This is a genomic window from Streptomyces bohaiensis, from assembly GCF_012033785.1.
Taxonomy (GTDB): Bacteria; Actinomycetota; Actinomycetes; order Streptomycetales; family Streptomycetaceae; genus Streptomyces; species Streptomyces bohaiensis.
This window is the reverse complement of record NZ_JAAVJC010000127.1, coordinates 1-13,531: the sequence shown is the minus strand read 5'-3', so window position 1 is coordinate 13,531 and position 13,531 is coordinate 1. Positions and strand designations below refer to the sequence as shown.

Annotated in this window: 10 protein-coding genes; 3 read left to right on the top strand and 7 right to left on the bottom strand. The window is 75.4% G+C overall.

Annotated elements, in window-relative coordinates:
• Nucleotides 1–980 (top strand): NsdA family TPR-like regulatory protein (locus tag HCN52_RS14915; RefSeq protein ID WP_245175168.1); only part of this gene is annotated, 980 nt, incomplete at its 5' end.
• A 436-nt stretch (nt 981–1,416) separates the two neighbouring features.
• Here HCN52_RS14915 and HCN52_RS14910 read toward each other — a convergent pair.
• The 3 genes from HCN52_RS14910 to HCN52_RS14900 all read right to left on the bottom strand — a co-directional run bounded on the left by HCN52_RS14910 (nt 1,417) and on the right by HCN52_RS14900 (nt 4,807).
• On the bottom strand, nt 1,417–2,703 hold the full coding sequence (locus HCN52_RS14910; protein ID WP_168088934.1) for an NAD(P)/FAD-dependent oxidoreductase: 1,287 nt from the start codon (nt 2,701–2,703) through the stop codon (nt 1,417–1,419).
• A 338-nt stretch (nt 2,704–3,041) separates the two neighbouring features.
• The gene (locus tag HCN52_RS14905; RefSeq protein WP_245175171.1) at nt 3,042–3,962 is read right to left on the bottom strand and encodes a TIGR01777 family oxidoreductase; all 921 of its coding nucleotides are present in this window, start codon (nt 3,960–3,962) and stop codon (nt 3,042–3,044) included.
• Nucleotides 3,963–4,243: 281 nt separating this feature from the next.
• Complete coding sequence (locus HCN52_RS14900) at nt 4,244–4,807, bottom strand: DUF4240 domain-containing protein (protein ID WP_312876707.1); 564 nt, start codon at nt 4,805–4,807, stop codon at nt 4,244–4,246.
• Nucleotides 4,808–5,129: 322 nt separating this feature from the next.
• Here HCN52_RS14900 and HCN52_RS14895 point away from each other — a divergent pair, with 322 nt between their 5' ends.
• Nucleotides 5,130–6,053, top strand: coding sequence for an SDR family oxidoreductase (locus HCN52_RS14895; protein ID WP_312876706.1), 924 nt, complete (start codon nt 5,130–5,132; stop codon nt 6,051–6,053).
• A gap of 88 nt (nt 6,054–6,141) precedes the next feature.
• On the opposite strand, the gene HCN52_RS14890 is transcribed toward HCN52_RS14895, so the two are convergent.
• The 4 genes from HCN52_RS14890 to HCN52_RS14875 form a co-directional block, all read right to left on the bottom strand.
• Nucleotides 6,142–7,140, bottom strand: coding sequence for a helix-turn-helix transcriptional regulator (locus tag HCN52_RS14890; protein WP_168088930.1), 999 nt, complete (start codon nt 7,138–7,140; stop codon nt 6,142–6,144).
• Nucleotides 7,141–7,290: 150 nt separating this feature from the next.
• The gene (gene sucB / locus HCN52_RS14885; RefSeq protein ID WP_168088929.1) at nt 7,291–9,027 is read right to left on the bottom strand and encodes a 2-oxoglutarate dehydrogenase, E2 component, dihydrolipoamide succinyltransferase; all 1,737 of its coding nucleotides are present in this window, start codon (nt 9,025–9,027) and stop codon (nt 7,291–7,293) included.
• A gap of 60 nt (nt 9,028–9,087) precedes the next feature.
• Nucleotides 9,088–10,476: a dihydrolipoyl dehydrogenase gene (gene lpdA, locus HCN52_RS14880; protein ID WP_168088928.1), complete on the bottom strand. Its 1,389-nt coding sequence runs from the start codon at nt 10,474–10,476 to the stop codon at nt 9,088–9,090.
• A 299-nt stretch (nt 10,477–10,775) separates the two neighbouring features.
• The gene (locus tag HCN52_RS14875) at nt 10,776–12,341 is read right to left on the bottom strand and encodes a leucyl aminopeptidase (protein WP_168088927.1); all 1,566 of its coding nucleotides are present in this window, start codon (nt 12,339–12,341) and stop codon (nt 10,776–10,778) included.
• Nucleotides 12,342–12,575: 234 nt separating this feature from the next.
• Between HCN52_RS14875 and HCN52_RS14870 the strand changes: the two genes are divergently transcribed.
• Nucleotides 12,576–13,421 carry a hypothetical protein gene (locus HCN52_RS14870; protein ID WP_245175167.1) on the top strand — a complete coding sequence of 282 codons (846 nt, stop codon included), beginning with the start codon at nt 12,576–12,578 and terminating at the stop codon, nt 13,419–13,421.
• Nucleotides 13,422–13,531 lie beyond the last annotated feature (110 nt).

Here is a 13,531-nt window from a genome sequence, read left to right as displayed (position 1 = left end):
TGCCGGAGCAGGGCCGCGGGCGGTCCGCCGCCGAGGCGGCCGTGGTGCACCGCGACCGGACCGAGCGGGGCCCGGGGCAGCGGGTCACCGCGGGGGACATCGCGGCGCTCCACTCCGTCGCCGACCTCTTCCGCAAGCTCGACAACGCCTACGGCGGCGGCCACGCCCGGCAGGCGCTGATCCGCTACCTGGAACACGAGCTGGAGCCGCTGCTGCGCGGCAGCTACAGCGAGCAGACCGGTCGCCGCATCTTCGCGGCGGCGGCGGACCTGACGCGCCTGGCCGGGTGGACGGCGTACGACATCGCCGCGCACGGCCTGGCGCAGCGCTACTTCGTCCAGGCGCTCCGGCTGGCGCAGGCGGCGGGCGACCGCGGCTACGGCAGCTACGTCCTGGTCTCGATGTCGCGCCAGGCGGTCTACCTCGGACACGGCCGGGAGGCCGTCCAGCTCGCCCGGGTGGCGCAGCAGGGCACGGCCGCCTCCGCACCGCCCGCGGTGCAGGCGCTGCTGCACGCCGCGGAGGCCCGCGGGCACGGCCTGCTCGGCGAGGTGCGCGCCTGCACCGCGTCGCTGGCACGCGCCGAGCGCGCGCTGGAGGCGTCCCGGCCGGGGGACGAGGTCCCCCACTGGGCCCGCTTCTTCGACGAGGCGCAACTGGCCGACGAGTGCGGCCACTGCCACCGCGACCTCCAGCAGCACCGCGCCGCGGCCCGCCACGCGGAGCGGTCGTTGCAGCTGCGGGGCCCGGCGTACGCCCGCAGCCGGCTGTTCTGCCGGGTGGTGCTGGCGACGGCGCGGCTCGGGCTGGGCGAGCTGGAGCAGGCGTGCGCGCTCGCCTCCGAGGCGGCGCAGCAGGCCGCGGAGATGCGCTCCGTCCGGGCGCACGAGTACATCCACGACTTCGAGCGGCGGCTGGAGCCCTACCGGGACGCGGCGGTGGTCCGCAGCTACCGGGAACGGGCGGCAGCGGCCCGCTGAACCGCTCGGGGGAGCGGAGCGGCGAACGAGTGGGAAGGCCGGGCCTCGGGGGAGGCGCGGCGGTCGGGCGGGTGGGCCCGGCACCGGGGGCTGGGGTGGAGCATCCGGGGTGGGGTGGAGCATCCGGGGCGGTCGTCCGGTGGACGACCGGACGGGGGCGGTGCGTGCGGGGGAGCCCGCCGCACCCGTGGGGCCGTGGTCGGCCGGGGTGGGCCGGCCACGCGCCCACCGGGCCGGTGAACGGCCCGGTGGGTTCGCGCGGGGCTGGCGGGGCCGGAGCCCGTGGCAGACCCCGCGTCGGATCGGCTCGCGGCGGTGCCGTCAGCCGCACGGCGCGGGGGCGCCCTCGTGCCGGGTTGCCTTCGGGCGTCCGTGACGACGCGGCAGCGGGTCGTGGCCGGCGGCGCGGGCCCGGCGCGCGGTCGCCCGCACGCTCTCAGGCCGCCGCGCTCTCCAGCGCCTCGGCCGGGCGCACTCCGGCGTCCCACAGCACGGCCTCGGCCGCGCGACGGGCGGAGGAGAGCTCCCCGGTGATCCCCGGGGTGGCGCGGTGGTCGCCGCAGACGTACATGCCGTCCAGCAGCCGTACCCGCCGCTGCGGGGCGAACGGCGGCGGCAGCGCCGGGATCGCCTCGGCGTCGTGATGGGCGGCCAGCAGCTCCCAGTCGTGGGTCGGGGTCCCGTGGAGCGCGCTCAGCTGCGGCCGGGCCGCCTTGTCCAGCACGTCGGCGGGTTCGCCCGCGTCCGCGCCGAGGACGACCGAGGTCACCAGGGTGCGTCCCTCCGGCGCGCGCGAGGGGTCCGCGACCGAGGCGGCGAGGGTGTGGGTGACCGGGCCGCGGCGTGCGGTGTCCACCAGCAGTTCCGGTCCCGCGTCGAGCGGGGACGCGGTGGCGTGGTGGAGCACGGTCACCGGGTGGTGGTCGGGGACGCGGATGCCGGGCACCAGGCGGGCCGCCTCGCGCGCGCCGGTGGCCAGCACCACCGCGCGGCAGGCCACCGTCGAGCCGTCCTCCGTGGTCACCGCGGTGGTGGCGACGGAGACGGCCCGGGCGCCGGTGCGCACGGTGCCGGGCGGCAGCGCGTCGAGGAGGAGTCGGGGCAGCGCCTCGGCGCCGCCGGCGGTGATCCCGAGCCCCGAGCGTGCGAACGCGCGCAGGGTGAGGTCGCTCAGGCGACGGGAGGCGCCGAGGTCGGGGTCGCCGAGCAGCGCGGTCAGCAGGGGGCGCAGCGACCCCTCGCTGATGCGGGAGGGGATGGGACGGGAGGCGAGCGCGACGTGGGCGGTGAGCTCCGGGCGCGCGTGGAGCCGCGACTCCGAGAGGGTGCCGAGCCGGCCGAGATTGGCGCGCAGCCAGGTCTGGTCGAAGGTGCCGGTCAGCGTCCGCTGCCGGCGCGGGCCCGGGTGCCCCACTGCCGCGCCGATCCGGTGCGCGCGGTCCGTGCCGTGCAGCACCACCCCGCCGGTGAGGCGGCGCACCGGCAACGGTCCGGGAAGGCGGCGCAGCTCGGGCGTGCCCGGCACGGGCAGCCAACTGGCGCGGTCCAGCAGGAAGCCGTCCCGGCGTGTGGTGGTGAGGCGGCCGCCGGGTCTTTCCGCGGCCTCGAGCACGGTCACGGAGAGGCCGGCCCCGGTGAGGTGGTGGGCGGCCGCCAAGCCGGCGGGTGAGGCGCCGATGACGACGACGTCGGTCTCGCTGCGGTGCTTTCGGCTGCTGGGCACGTGCCCTCCCCAGGAGGTGGTCGGTGCGTCGGGCCGGGGTGCGGTGGACTGGGTTCCGGCCTCCTCGCGCCTTCTGCCCACCGGTGGCCCGGTGATACGTACGGCGCAGGCCGACAATAGGACGAACGTACGAGCGCGTCGCACGCGCACGAACCGGGCATCGTCGCACGCGGGCCGCGCACGACCCGCGGGGCGCGCCCCCGTCGACACCCGGGGCGCCCCACGCGATCCGGACGCCCCGCCATCGTCCCCGAGAACGGGCCGCACGGCACCTCGGCGGCCCCGTCGGACCGTGGGCGGCGCCCCGGGCAGCCCTCCCCGGCGCGCCCGTCACCGGCTCAGGGCGCGTCGCCCTCCCACGCCGCGCGCACCGCGTCCTCGACTCCCGGATGGACAAAGGTGAAGCCCGCGTCCAGCAGCCGCCGCGGCAGCACACGCTGACTGCCGAGCACGTCGGTGGCGAACTCGCCCAGCGCCAGGCGCAACGCCGGCGCGGGGACGGGGAAGAGCGTGGGCCGACCCAGCACCTGTCCCATCACCCGCGTCACCTCGCGGTTGGTGACCGGCTCCGGAGCGGTGAGGTTCACCGGGCCGCCCGGGGCGGACGCGCCCTCCGCGAGGAGGAAGCGCAGCGCTGCGATGTGGTCGTGGAGCGAGATGTGGCTCCAGTACTGCCTGCCGTTCCCGAGACGGCCGCCGAGACCGGCGCGGAAGATCGGGAACAGCCGCCCCCAGGCGCCGCCGCCGCGCGCGACGACCAGCCCGGTCCGCGGGTGCACCACACGCACCCCGGCCGCTGCCGCGGGCAGCGCCGCCGCCTCCCACTCCTGGCAGACGTCGGCCAGGAAGCCCTCGCCGGGGGGAGCGGTCTCGTCCACCGGCCGGTCGCCGGTGTCGCCGTAGAAGCCGACCGCGGAGCCGCACAGCCAGGTCCGGGGCGGGGCGTCCATGGTGGCCAGCGCCTCGGCCAGCGCCGCCGTCCCGAACACCCGGCTGTCGCGGATCTCCTCCTTGTACGCGGCCGTCCAGCGGTGGTCGCCGACGCCGGCACCCGCCAGGTGCACCAGGGCGTCGCACCCCAGGAGCGCCGTCGCGTTCTGCGCGACGTCCGCACCCGACGGGTCCCACTGCACCTCGTCGGGGTTGGACGCCTCGTGCCGGACCAGCGGGACGACGTGGTAGCCGTCCGCACGCAGCGACCGCACGAGGGCGGAGCCGATGAGCCCCGACGACCCGGTCACGGCCACCCGGCCCCGCAGCGGGGTCTCCTCGGACGCCCCGTCCCCGGCGAACACGACCGGCGTCGGGTCCGGACCCGACGCCGCGTCGGACGCCGCCTCGGCCGGCGCCCCGGTGGGTGTCCCGGTGGGGCCGTCCGCCGCCCCGTCGCGCTCCTCCGGCGCGGCCGACGCGGTCGCGGCCCCCTCGGGGGAGGACTCCTCGGGGGAGGACCCCGCGGGACCGGCCGGATCACCCGGCCCGGGGGTGGGCGGGGAGGGGGAGGGGACGACGGGATCGCGCGGAGAGTCAGCCATGGCGCTCAGGCTAGGCCCTCGCCGCCCACCTGCCGGGGAGCGTCGCCGGTCCCCGAGCGGAACCGCGCCCACAGCCGCGGGTACGCCGCGGCCAACGCCCCGTCGTCCTCGAAGTCGACCGGCACGCCCAGGGGTTCGTCGGGCGCCTCCGGCAGGCCCAACTCCGGCAGCTCGTCGCCGGTCAGCTGTTCGTAGGCGTCGAAAGCGGCGTACCCGATGTCCTCGGCCTCGCCGTCCGACTCCTCGTCGAACCGGGGGAGCAACTCGGCCAACGCGTCCGGGTCGTGGAGGGCGCCCTCGAAGACGCGGCGGCCGCGCGCGATCAGCCAGCAGCGGAAGTTCTCGAAGCAGTCGTCGCTCGCGCCGTCCAGCAGCACCCAGGCGGCACCCCACAGATCCCAGCGGTACGCCCGCTGGAACCGCGACTCGAAGTGGCGCGCGAAGTCCGTCACCGCCACCGGGTCGAGCGCCGACAGCCGTTCGACCAGCAGGTCGGCGTGGTCGTCCGGGTCCTCCCCGGCCGCCTCCCGCGTGCTGTCGACGATCTCCCAGAACTCCGTCTCTTCCACGCACCCAGCATCGGCCCGACCGCGCCGGAGCGCACGCCGGACGCGTTCGCGCGCGGGGAGCGAGCGGAGGGGCCGCCACCCGCACGGCGCACGGCAGCCGGGTGGTCGGCGGCGACCGTCCGGGCGACCCGGCACGCGGCACCCGCCCGGGGGCCGCACCGGGGGTACCGCTGACCCACCGCGCCGGGGTGCGGCCCGGCTGCGGCCCACGCCGGGCCGGGGACGTCCCCGCGACATCCGCCGGGAAACCCGACAGCGGATGTCGGGTATCGCTGGCAGCGTGCGACGCGGACGGGGACGGACCGAGGAGAGGAACAGCCACGTGAACCACCAGGAGCGACCGCTGACCGGCAAGGTGGCGCTGGTCGCCGGGGCGACGCGCGGCGCCGGCCGGGCGATCGCCGTCGAGCTCGGGCGCGCCGGGGCGACGGTCTACGCCACCGGCCGCACCACTCGCGCCCGGGCCAGCGAGGTCGGCCGGACGAGCGAGACGATCGAGGGCACGGCGGAACTGATCGACGAGGCCGGTGGCCACGGTGTCGCCGTCCCCACCGACCACCTCGTCCCCGACCAGGTGCGGGCGCTGGTCGAGCGGATCGACGCCGAACAGGGCCGGCTCGACGTCCTGGTCAACGACGTCTGGGGCGGCGACCACCTGCTGGCCTTCAACCAGAAGGTGTGGGAGGCCGACCTGGAGAGCGGCCTGCGGATGCTGCGCCTCGGCGTCGAGACCCACGTGATCACCACCCACTTCGCCGTGCCGCTGCTCGTGCGGCGCCCCGGCGGGCTGCTGATCGAGATGACGGACGGCACCACCGGGTACAACGGCCCGCGCTACCGGGAACAGTTCCACTACGACCTGGCCAAGTGCGCCCCGCTGCGGATGGCGTTCACCCTCGGCGAGGAGCTGAAGGAGAAGGGCTGCACCGCCGTCGCGCTGACCCCGGGCTTCCTGCGCTCGGAGCAGATGCTGGACCACTTCGGGGTGACCGAGGAGAACTGGCGGGACGCGATCGCCACCGAGCCGTCCTTCGCCATCGCCGAGTCGCCGCTGCTGGTGGGCCGGGCCGCCGCCGCGCTCGCCGCGGACCCCGAGGTGCACCGCCTCAACGGCACCTCGCTCTCCAGCGGCGGGCTGGCCCGCGCCTACGGCTTCACCGACGCCGACGGCTCCCGACCCGACGCCTGGCGCTACATCCCGGACTTCCAGCAGAACCCCGAGGTGGACGCCGCCGACTACCGGTGACGGTCCGCCGGTGCCGGGCGCCGGGTTCGCCCCGGCGCCCGCCCGGCCGGTCCGGCGCAGCCCGCCCCGGGCCACCCGCGGCGCCGCCTCACCCCGCGGCGCCGTCCGCCCCGTAGAGGGCCGCCAGCCGCCCGGCCTGCGCCACGAACCGGGCGCGGAGCCCGGGCGGCCCCACCACCTCGGCCTCGGCGCCCAGCACCAGGAGCTGTTCGAACGCCACGTCCTGGCTCTCCACGGCCAGCGTCACCCGCACCTCGCCGCCGGCTGCCCCGTCGGCCGGGACGGCCGCCGCCAGGGCCCGCTCCGCCGCCTCGGCGTCCACGACGTGCCGCAACCGGGCCTGCCCCGCCGGGGTCAACCGCAGCTCGACGCGGTCCCGCAGCAGCGAGCGGGCGAACTCCGCCGCCCGCCGGTCCCAGAACGCCGGCAGCTCGAACGCGGTGTCCCGCGTGAACCGGTGCTCCTGCGGCCGCGCGGCGGTGAACCGGTCCACCCGGTACACCCGGTGGCCGTCCGCCCCCACCGGCCGGGCCGCCAGGTACCAGACCCCCGCCTTCAGGACCAGGCCGTACGGCTCCAGCTCCCGCTCGACCTCCGCGCCGCCCCGGCGCCGGTAGACCACCGCCAGCACCCGGTCGTCCCACACCGCCTCCGCCACCGACGGCAGCAGCGCCGGGGTGGCGGGCGGGCGCCACCAGGCCGGTGCGTCCAGGTGGAACCGCCGCGCGGCGCCGTCACCCGCGTCGGCGAGCGCCGGCGTCAGCGCGGCCCGCACCTTCAGCCGTGCCGCCGAGGCCGCGTCGCCCAGCCCCATCTCCCGCAGGGCCCCGGGGACACCGGAGAGGAAGAGTGCCTCGACCTCGCTGCGGCCCAGCCCGGTGAGCCGGGTCCGGTAGCCGCCGACCAGCCGGTAGCCGCCCGCGCGGCCCCGGTCGGCGTAGACCGGGACCCCGGCCGCCGACAGCGCCACCGCGTCCCGGGCGACGGTCCGTTCCGACACCTCCAGCTCCGCGGCCAGCTCGGCCGCCGTCATCGGGCTCCGGTTCTGGAGCAGCAGCACCATCTGGATGAGTCGGGCGGCACGCACCCCACCATGATGCCGCCCCGCCGTGCCCCGCCGGCCCCCCGGGGCGCCGCCCGGACGACGAACGGCGCCGTGCCCCGCCCCCGACGGGGGGAGGGGCACGGCGCCGTCGCTGCCGTGCGGCGGTCCGCCGGGGCGGACCGGGACGCGGTGCTACAGGCCGAGCTCACCCTCGAACTCGCCGGCCTCCAGCCGGGCCTTGATGGCCCCCAGGTAACGGGCCGCGTCGGCACCGTCCACCAGCTGGTGGTCGTAGGAGAGCGTCAGGTAGACCATGTCGCGGATGGCGATGGTCTCCCCGAGGTCCGGGTGGTTGACGACGACCGGGCGGCGCACGGTGGCACCGATGCCCAGCTCGGCGACCTGCGGGTAGTTCACGATGATCGTGTCGAACAGCGCACCGCGCGAGCCGGTGTTGCTGATCGTGAACGTGCCGCCGGACATGTCGTCCGGGCTCAGCTTGCCGGTGCGGACCTTGCCGGCCAGCTCGGCGGTCTTGCGGGCGATGCCCGCCAGGCTCAGGTCACCGGCGTCCTTGATGACCGGGACCATCAGGCCCTTCTCCGAGTCCACCGCGATACCGACGTTCTCGACGTCGTGGTAGGTCACGGTCGAGTCGTCGTTGATCCGGGCGTTGATGACCGGGTGGGCCTTCAGCGCCTCGGCGGCGGCCTTGACGAAGAACGGCATCGGCGAGAGCTTGACGCCCTCGCGGGCCAGGAAGGACTCCTTCGCCCGCGCCCGCAGCTTCATCAGCTTGGTGACGTCGACCTCGATGACGGAGGACAGCTGCGCCTGGTTGCGCATCGCCTTCATCATGTTCTCGGCGATGACCTTGCGGATGCGGGTCATCTTGACCGTCTTGCCGCGGAGCTCCGCGGCGGCCGCCGGGATCTCCACCGTGGACGACGAGGCGGACGGCGAGGCGGCCGGGGCGGCGGCGGACTGCTGCTGCTTCTGCGCCTCGGCGGCGGCGAGCACGTCCTGCTTGCGGATGCGGCCACCGACACCGCTGCCCTTGACGGAGGACAGGTCGACGCCCGTCTCACCGGCCAGCTTGCGCACCAGCGGCGTCACGTAGGCGCCGTCGGTCGCGGGCGCCGGAGCAGCGGGCTGCGCGGGGGCAGCCTGCTGGGTGGGGGCCTTCGGCTCGGGCTTCGGCTCGGCCTTGGGCTCCGCCGGTGCCTCCTGCTTCGGAGCGGGAGCCTGCTCCGGCTCGGGAGCCGGCGCCTCCTCCTGCTTCGGCGCCTCCTCCTTCGGCTGCTCCTGCTGCGCCGGGGCGGCGTCGGCCGACCCGATCACGGCGAGGCGGGCGCCGACCTCGGCGGTCTCGTCCTCGCCGACCACGATCTCCAGCAGGGTGCCGGCGACCGGGGCGGGGATCTCGGTGTCGACCTTGTCGGTCGAGACCTCCAGCAGCGGCTCGTCGGCCTCGACCTCCTCGCCGACCTCCTTCAGCCAGCGGGTCACGGTGCCCTCGGTGACGCTCTCACCGAGCGCGGGCAGCGTGACGTCGGTGCCCTCGGCACCGCCACCGGACGGCGCCGGCGCCGACTTCTGCTCCGGCTCCGGGGCCTGCTCCGGCTCGGGCTCCGGGGCGGACTCCTGCTCCGGCTCGGCCTGCGCCGCGGGGGCGGACTCGCCGCCGCCGCTGCCGTCGTCGATGACGGCCAGCTCGGTGCCGACCTCCACCGTCTCGTCCTCGGCCACCTTGATGGAGGAGAGGACACCGGCCGCCGGGGCGGGGATCTCGGTGTCGACCTTGTCGGTCGAGACCTCGAGCAGCGGCTCGTCGGCCTCGACCTGCTCACCCTCGGCCTTCAGCCAGCGGGTGACGGTGCCCTCGGTGACGCTCTCGCCGAGCGCCGGAAGGGTTACGGAAACCGCCATGGTTTCTGGTGCTCCTTACACAGGTACGGATGGGGGCGCGCCCTGACGGCGGGCGGCCGGTCAGTCGTGGGCGTGCAGCGGCTTGCCGGCCAGCGCCAGGTGGGCCTCGCCGAGCGCCTCGTTCTGCGTCGGGTGGGCGTGGATGAGCTGCGCGACCTCGGCGGGCAGCGCCTCCCAGTTGTAGATCAGCTGCGCCTCGCCGATCTGCTCGCCCATCCGGTCGCCGACCATGTGGACGCCGACCACGGCGCCGTCCTTGACCTGGACGAGCTTGATCTCGCCGGCGGTCTTCAGGATCTTGCTCTTGCCGTTGCCGCCGAGGTTGTACTTCAGCGACACGACCTGGTCGTCACCGTACTTCTCCTTGGCCTTCGCCTCGGTGAGGCCGACCGAGGCGACCTCGGGGTGGCAGTAGGTGACCCGGGGGACGCCGTCGTAGTCGATCGGCACGACGGGCAGGCCCGCGAGCCGCTCGGCGACGAGGATGCCCTCGGCGAAGCCGACGTGCGCCAGCTGGAGGGTGGGGACGAGGTCGCCCACGGCCGAGATCGTCGGCACGCCGGTGCGCATCTCGCCGTCCACCTGCACGAAGCCGCGGTCGACGGTGACGCCCTGCTCCTCGTAGCCCAGGCCCTGCGAGACCGGACCGCGGCCGATCGCGACCAGCAGCACCTCCGCCTCGAAGGTCTTGCCGTCGGCGAGGGTGACCTTGACACCGCTGTCGGTGTACTCGGCCTTGTCGAAGAAGGTGCCCAGGTTGAACTTGATGCCGCGCTTGCGGAAGGCGCGCTCCAGCAGCTTGGAGCTGCTCTCGTCCTCCGCCGGCACCAGGTGCTTGAGGCCCTCGATGACGGTGACGTCGGTACCGAAGGACTTCCACGCGGAGGCGAACTCGACACCGATGACGCCGCCGCCGAGCACGATCGCCGACTTCGGGACGCGGTCGAGCTTCAGGGCGTGGTCGGAGGAGATGATGCGGTCGCCGTCGATCTCCAGACCCGGCAGCGAGCGCGGCACGGAGCCGGTGGCCAGCAGGATGTGGCGGCCCTCGACGCGGCGGCCCGCCACGTCCACCGAGGTGGGGGAGGAGAGCTTGCCCTCGCCCTCGATGATGGTGACCTTGCGGGAGGCCAGCAGGCCGGTCAGGCCCTTGAACAGCCCGGAGACCACGCCGTCCTTGTAGGAGTGCACGGCCTGGATGTCGATGCCCTCGAACGTGGCCTTGACGCCGAACTGCTCGCTCTCGCGGGCCTGGTCGGCGATCTCACCGGCATGCAGCAGGGCCTTGGTGGGAATACAGCCGTTGTGCAGGCAGGTGCCGCCCAGCTTGCCCTTCTCGATCAGGGCGACGTCGAGACCCAGCTGAGCACCGCGCAGGGCCGCGGCGTAGCCGCCGCTGCCACCACCGAGGATCACTAGGTCGAAAACGGTGTTGGCGTCGTTCGCCACGTCACGTCCTCCATGCATGGGTCCGCCGGGCCCGGCTGCTTCACGTACCGGCCGGCGTCATCGTGTGGGCCGCTGGTTCAAGCGGATGGTCATGGCTCGCTGGTGGGTGAGCCGGGCCCTGTCCTGCCGGAACAACATCTTCGCACCTGTCCGACCGCCGCGGCATGCCGGGCCGGGGGACGAGGGGTGCAAACCGACTGTACAGGCGACCATCCGGACGGCGTCTTCCCCGGAAACCACCCGTTACCCACCAGTAGGCCCGTGGTACGTGACGGGTCTCACGTACCACGGGCCCCGGGTCAGGCGCTCAGCGCGCCGTCGGCGGTGCGCTCGGCGAGCCGCACCAGGGCGCGCACGGCGGTGCCGGTGCCGCCCTTGGGGGTGTAGCCGAAGGGCGCGCCCTCGTGGAACGCCGGCCCGGCGATGTCCAGGTGCGCCCAGGTGGTCCCCTCGCTGACGAACTCCCGCAGGAACAGCCCGGCGGCGAGACCGCCGCCCATGCGGTCGCCGACGTTGGCGATGTCCGCGACGGAGGACTTCATGCTGTCGATCATCTCGTCGGGGAGCGGCATCGGCCAGGACTGCTCACCGGTCTCCGCCGCGGAGGTGTGGACCAACTCGCGGAAGGCGTCGTCGTTGGCCATCACGCCGAAGATGCGCTTGCCGAGCGCCACCATCATGGCGCCGGTCAGCGTCGCGACGTCCACCAGGGCGTCGGGCTCCTCCTCGCAGGCGCGGGTGATCGCGTCCGCCATGACCAGCCGGCCCTCGGCGTCGGTGTTGAGCACCTCGACCGTCCTGCCGCTGTACATGGTCAGCACGTCACCGGGGCGCGTCGCCGAACCGGACGGCATGTTCTCCGCGAGGGCGAGCCAGCCGGTGACGTTGGCCTTCAGCCCCAGCCGGGCGGCGGCCACGACCGCGGACAGCACGGCGCCCGCGCCGGCCATGTCGCACTTCATCGTCTCGTTGTGGCCGGCCGGCTTCAGCGAGATGCCGCCCGAGTCGTAGGTGATGCCCTTGCCGACCAGTGCCAGGGTCGGGGCGCCCTTGGCGTGGGTGTAGGCGATCCGCACCAGCCGCGGCGGGGACTGCGAGCCCTGGCCGACACCGAGGATGCCGCCGTAGCCGCCCTTGGCCAGCGCCTGCTCGTCGAGCACCTCGATCTTCAGGCCGTGCTCCTTCGCCGCGGCCTGCGCCTCGGCGGCGAAGACCTCGGGGGTGAGCGCGTTGGGCGGAGTGTTGACCAGGTCGCGGGTACGGGCGGTCTCCTCCGCCAGCACCCGGGCGCGCTCGGCGACGTCCCTGTGCGCCTTGGCCTTGCCCGGGAGCCCCACCACCGTGACCTCGGCCAGGTGGTCCGCGCCCGACCCCTTGGCGTCCTTGCCCTTGCGGCTCTTTCGGCCCTTGGCGTCGCCGTCCGTGCCACGGAAGTCGGAGAAGGAGTACGCGCCCAGCAGCGCGCCCTCCGCGACGGCGGCCAGCGCGGCGGCGTCCGCCAGCGGCAGGGCGAAGACGGCGTGCTCCAGGGAGCCGAGCGCGCGGGCAGCCGAGCCGGCGGCGCGTCGCAGCGTCTCCGCCTCGAAGCCCTCGCCGCCCTCGGGCAGCGAGCCCAGGCCGACGGCGACGACGAGCGGGCTGCCGAACTTCTCGGGCGCGGGCACCTTGGTGACCTCGTCCGCGGCGCCCTTGGCGCCGAGCGTCCCCAGAGTGGCGGCGAGCTTCCCGCCGAACGCGGCGTCGAGGGCCGACACCTCCTGTCCGGAGGTGAGGAGGGGCCCGTCCTCGCCCTTGGCAATGCCGACGACCACGGCATCCGCGCGCACCTTCGCGGCGGAGGAATCACTGAGGGTCAGTACAGTCACGGTGGTGGAGATCCTGTTCCTTCGTCGATGGGTGCGGCGGTAGCCGGACTCCCCTGTCCCCGGGGGCAGCCCCCCGCTGTGGCCCAGGGTGCCGCTCCGATCCGGGGCACCGAGCCTACGCCCCGTTCCGCGTCTCCGGGGCTGCCGGGGCGCGGGCCGCTCCCGCCGCCGCCCGGGTGAGCCGGGGGCGTGTCTGCTTCGCGGGGCGTGCCCGGCCGCCCATCCTTGCCCGTCATGGGCCGGTGGTGGGAGCAGGACATCGTGGAGGCGGGCAAGCTCCCGCTGCTCCTCGGACTGACCGCGTTCCTGGTGACGTTCGCGGTCACCCGGACGGTGACGCGGATGATCCGCGCGGGCCGCGGTCCGTTCGGTGACATCTCCGCCGGCGGGGTCCACCTCCACCACGCCGTGCCCGGGGTGGTGCTGATGGTCGCCGGCGGGTTCGGGGCCATCGCCTCCACGCAGTACGGCCCCGGCGCGGCGGCCGCCGCCGTCGTCTTCGGCGTCGGCGCGGGGCTGGTCCTGGACGAGTTCGCCCTCATCGTCTACCTCCAGGACGTCTACTGGAGCGAACAGGGCCGCCGCAGCGTGGAGATGGTGACCGTCACCGGCGCCGTGGTGCTGCTGGTGCTGGTGGGCTCCGCCCCGTTCGGGGTGGACACTCTCACCGCGGAGGAACGGCAGGACCGGGTCGCCGTGATGACCACGGTCGCCTTCCACTTCGCCTGCTCGGCCGTCTCCTTCGCCAAGGGGAAGCCGCTGGTGGCGATCTTCGGGGTGCTGCTGCCCCTGGTGTCGCTGTTCGGGGCGGTGCGGCTGGCCCGGCCGGACTCGCCGTGGGCGCGGCGGTTCTACCGGCGCCGGCCCCGGGCGCTCGCCCGGGCCCGTCGTCGGACGGCCCGTCACGACCGGCGGTGGTCCGGTCCGGTCCGCCGGATGCAGGACCTGCTCGCCGGCACCCCGACCCCCGAACTGCTCCACCGCGCCGGGCACCGCCCGGACCCCGACGGGGGCTCCCGCCGGGACGGCGACGGCCCGGACGCCGGCGGTGGTGGCGACAGCGGCACCGGCCGGCCGTAGGGCAGCGGCCGCGCGTCGGTGGTCCGCACGCCCTCAGGTCGCCTCGGTGAGGTCGACGTCCTGCGGCGGGGCGCCCGGCCCTGCCGCCTCGGCGCCGCCCGCAGCGGGCT

What these genes read in the sequence shown, in the direction of transcription:
- sucB (WP_168088929.1), bottom strand. Translation starts at nt 9,027, where the DNA reads ATGGCGGTTTCCGTAACCCTTCCGGCGCTCGGCGAGAGCGTCACCGAG.
- HCN52_RS14870 (WP_245175167.1), top strand. Translation starts at nt 12,576, where the DNA reads ATGGGCCGGTGGTGGGAGCAGGACATCGTGGAGGCGGGCAAGCTCCCG.